At 70.1% G+C, this 3,852-nt stretch carries 6 protein-coding genes; 3 read left to right on the top strand and 3 right to left on the bottom strand.

Annotated elements, in window-relative coordinates; genetic code table 11:
- Positions 1-3 precede the first annotated feature (3 nt).
- Positions 4-1,032, bottom strand: coding sequence for a polyprenyl synthetase family protein (locus Q8M82_RS10385; RefSeq protein ID WP_305691294.1), 1,029 nt, complete (start codon positions 1,030-1,032; stop codon positions 4-6).
- A gap of 162 nt (positions 1,033-1,194) precedes the next feature.
- Here Q8M82_RS10385 and Q8M82_RS10390 point away from each other — a divergent pair, with 162 nt between their 5' ends.
- A complete protein-coding gene (locus Q8M82_RS10390; RefSeq protein WP_305691289.1) occupies positions 1,195-1,419 on the top strand; it encodes a putative signal transducing protein in 225 nt (74 codons plus the stop codon).
- Positions 1,412-2,182, top strand: a complete 771-nt coding sequence (locus tag Q8M82_RS10395; protein ID WP_305691290.1) for a tRNA1(Val) (adenine(37)-N6)-methyltransferase — start codon at positions 1,412-1,414, stop codon at positions 2,180-2,182. The genes Q8M82_RS10390 and Q8M82_RS10395 overlap by 8 nt, the downstream gene beginning before the upstream one ends.
- A 24-nt stretch (positions 2,183-2,206) precedes the next feature.
- Here Q8M82_RS10395 and Q8M82_RS10400 read toward each other — a convergent pair whose 3' ends face one another.
- Both Q8M82_RS10400 and Q8M82_RS10405 read right to left on the bottom strand, forming a co-directional pair.
- On the bottom strand, positions 2,207-2,521 hold the full coding sequence (locus tag Q8M82_RS10400; protein ID WP_305691291.1) for a hypothetical protein: 315 nt from the start codon (positions 2,519-2,521) through the stop codon (positions 2,207-2,209).
- Positions 2,522-2,680: 159 nt separating this feature from the next.
- The gene (locus Q8M82_RS10405; RefSeq protein ID WP_305691292.1) at positions 2,681-2,965 is read right to left on the bottom strand and encodes a hypothetical protein; all 285 of its coding nucleotides are present in this window, start codon (positions 2,963-2,965) and stop codon (positions 2,681-2,683) included.
- 241 nt (positions 2,966-3,206) lie between these two features.
- On the opposite strand from Q8M82_RS10405, the gene Q8M82_RS10410 reads away from it, so the two are divergent.
- On the top strand, positions 3,207-3,852 hold a 646-nt coding region (locus tag Q8M82_RS10410), incomplete at its 3' end, for a glycine--tRNA ligase subunit alpha (protein WP_305691293.1).

Below are 3,852 nucleotides of genomic sequence, written 5' to 3' on the forward strand. Positions count from 1 at the left end.
CGCTCAATGCGCCCGCGCGACGCAGAAATCGACGGTCTCGTTCAGCGCCTGCTTCATCGGCGAGGCCGGGAAGAGGGCGAGCGCGTCCTTGGCCATCTTGGCGTAGTGCTCGGCGCGCTGGATCGTGTCGTCGAGCGCCCGGTGGCGCTTCATGATCGCCTGCGCCTCCTCGAGATCGCCGTCGCGGATCTCGCCCTCCTGCAGGGTGCGCGTCCAGAAGGCACGCTCGGCCTCGCTGCCGCGGCGGAAGGAGAGCACCACGGGAAGCGTGATCTTGCCCTCGCGGAAATCGTCGCCGGTGTTCTTGCCGAGCGTGTTGGCGATGCCGCCATAATCGAGCGCGTCGTCGATGAGCTGGAAGGCGATGCCGAGATTGAGGCCGTAGCTGCGGCAGGCGGCGGCGTCGGTCTTCGAGCCGTTGGCGATCACCGGGCCGACCTCGCAGGCCGCCGCGAACAGCTCGGCCGTCTTGCCGCGGATCACGGCGAGATATTCGTCCTCGGTGGTCTGGGTGTTCTTGGCGACGGAGAGCTGCAGCACCTCGCCCTCGGCGATCACGGCGGCCGCCGTGGAGAGGATGTCGAGCGCCCGCAGCGAGCCGACCTCGACCATCATCTTGAAGGCCTGGCCGAGCAGGAAATCGCCGACCAGCACGCTCGCCTCGTTGCCCCAGAGCATGCGGGCCGCGAGCTTGCCGCGGCGCATGTCGCTCTGGTCGACGACGTCGTCATGCAGCAGCGTCGCCGTGTGCATGAACTCGACCGAAGCCGCGAGCTTGACATGGCCCTCGCCGCGATAGCCGCTCAAGCCCGCCGTCGCGAGCGTCAGCATCGGCCGCAGGCGCTTGCCGCCCGAGGAAATCAGGTGGTTGGCGACCTCGGGAATCATCGTCACGTCGGAGCCGGTGCGGGAGAGGATCATCGCATTGACGCGTTCCATGTCGGCCCGCGTCAGACCGACCAGCCGCTCGATGCCGGCCTCGCGTGCGCTCTGGCCCGCTTCCTTGTCCTCGAACGCGACGACGACGCCCATACCCGTTCCTTCCGCGGCCTGCGCAGTTTTCAGCGCCCGCAAGCCTTGCCACAACCGGCGCATCGGTGACCAGCCCTCGCGCGCCGGCAATGTCGCCGCAGGCTGACGCTTCGCCGCGAGACGGGGCTTGCGCTGGCGCCCGTGGACAGGCTCCATCGCGCGATGCATGAACTCGTCCGCACCAACGACATCGTCCTGCTCGGCGCCATCGAGGCGCTGCTGGCCTCCGCCAATCTCGATTGCCTGATAGCAGACCAGCACATCAGCGCGCTCGAAGGCATGATTGGCGCCTTCCCGCGCCGCCTGCTCGTGCGCGAGGCCGACCGGATGCGCGCCCGCGCCCTGCTGATCGAGGCCGGCTTCGGCGGCGAATTGCGCGATGGCTGAGGCGTTGCCCGGCCTCGGCGAGATCGGCGAGGACCGGCTGCTCGACGGCCAGCTCGTCCTGCGCCAGCCGCGCAAGGGCCACCGCGCCGGCAGCGACGCCGTGCTGCTCGCGGCCTCCCTGCCGGAACTGGGGGAGGGGCCGTTGCTCGACATCGGCGCCGGCGTCGGCACCATCGGGCTGGCGGCAGCGCTCGCCCGACCGGCGCTGCGGGTCGTGCTGCTGGAGCGTGATCCCGAACTCGCCGGCCTCGCCGCTGGCAACGCCAGGCTGAACGGCCTGTCCGAGCGCGTCGCGGTTGTAACCGGGGATATCGCCGGCCCTGCCGCGGCGCTCGGCCTCGTGCCGGCGAGCTTCGCCTGCGTCGCGATGAACCCACCCTTCTATCCGCCGCGCGCCCACCGGGCCTCGCCGGTGCCCAATCGTGCCGCCGCCCATCGCGAGGAGGCGGGGCTGGAGCTCTGGCTGCGGGCGGCGCGGCGGCTGCTGAAGCCGCGCGGGCGGCTGTTCATCGTGCATCGCGCCGAAGCCTTGCCGGAACTGCTAGCGGGGCTTGCGACCGGCTTCGGCGCTGTGGCGATCCGACCAATCCACGCACAGGCCGACCAGCCGGCGATCCGCATTCTGGTGACGGCGACGCTCGGCAGCAAAAAGCCGGCAGCCTTGCTGCCGGCTCTGGTTCTGCATGCTCCCGAAGGGGGCTTCACCCCGGAGGCGGAAGCCCTGCACCGGGGGCGGGCCCGGCTTCCGATGGCGGAAGCCTAGCGGCTGGCGATCCCGACAGGGGCCTCAGTAGTAGTAGCGCGGCCCGTAAAACGGCACGACCGGCGGCACGAAGACCGGCGGCGGCGGGCCATAGAAGCGCGGCGGGCCGTAATAGCGGCGCGGGCCGTAATAGCGCGGCGCGCCATAGTAGCGGCGCGGCCCGTAATAGCGTCGCGGCGGGCCGTAATACTGCGCGGGTTCGAGCAAGCCGTCACCGGCTGGGGTCGCCTGGGTGAGCGGCCCGGCGGCGACGGGCGCGGCCGAGGCGGGCGCCGCGGCGAGCGACAGGCCACCGAGACCGGCCGCCGTCGCGAGAGCGAAAAGCGTCTTGCGGATCATGATTGAAATCTCCTCGCTGCGACAGGGGCGGGCCTTGCGAGCCCCGCCATCGACACGCATCGACTCTGGGCTGATGGTACTGAACGGCACCTCACAGAGCCGTTCAGCCTCGCTTCAGATTGCGGCCGGATGCGGGCGACGCTCCGGCCGCGGGCCGCCTCAGCGGCAGACCCGCACCGGGCGAATGACCCAGCGATAGCCGTTCCAGACGCGCCGATCGACGAAATAGCAGCGCGGGCGATAGACCGGGCGGCCATAGTAGCGGCGGGGGCCATAATGGCGCCGCGGCCCGTAATACTGCGCCTCCTGGACGAGGTCCCCGGCGGGCGTGGCCTGAGCGACGCCGGCCGAGACCGGTGCGGCCGTTGCGGGCGCGACGGCGAAGGCCGAGGCGGCGAGGGTGACGGCGCCGAAGACGGCGGCGGCGATACGGTTGGACAGCATGATGGCACTCCTACTGCGTAAGCCCGTCGATCCGACTCAAGCGCTCGCCCCGAACGCCGCGAATCCGGCGGTTGAGGCTGAGACTATCGCGCCGAGGATGAACAGAAGCTGTCCGCTTGCGCCCCCCGCCCGCGCTTGACCACAAGCCTCGGCAGACCCTAAGCACGCGGCCGATCCCCGTTTCGGAAGGCTTCGCCCCTTGTCCGTCTCCGCTCCGCTTCCCGCCGCGGCCACGCCGGCCATGGACCCGACCCGCTCCTTCCAGGGGCTGCTGCTGACGCTGCAGCGCTTCTGGGCCGAGCGCGGCTGCGTCGTGCTCCAGCCCTACGACATGGAGGTCGGCGCCGGCACCTTCCATCCGGCGACGACGTTGCGCGCGCTGGGCCCCAGGCCCTGGAAGGCAGCCTATGTCCAGCCCTCGCGCCGGCCCAAGGACGGACGCTATGGCGAGAACCCCAACCGGCTGCAGCATTACTACCAGTTCCAGGTCATCCTGAAGCCCTCGCCGCCCGATCTGCAGCAGCTCTATCTCGACTCGCTGCAGGCGATCGGCGTCGACCTCGCCTTGCACGATGTCCGCTTCGTCGAGGATGACTGGGAGAGCCCGACGCTGGGCGCCTGGGGGCTCGGCTGGGAGTGCTGGTGCGACGGCATGGAGGTCAGCCAGTTCACCTATTTCCAGCAGGTCGCGGGCGTGGAATGCGCGCCGGTGGCGGGCGAACTGACCTACGGGCTCGAGCGCCTGGCGATGTATGTCCAGGGCGTCGAGAACGTCTACGACCTCAACTTCAACGGCGGCGAGGGCGAGGATCGCATCTCCTATGGCGATGTCTTCCTGCAGGCCGAGCAGGAGTTCTCGCGGCACAATTTCGAGCACGCCAACACCG

Origin of the sequence: Allobosea sp. (assembly GCF_030694325.1) — a bacterium.
GTDB lineage: Bacteria > Pseudomonadota > Alphaproteobacteria > Rhizobiales > Beijerinckiaceae > Allobosea.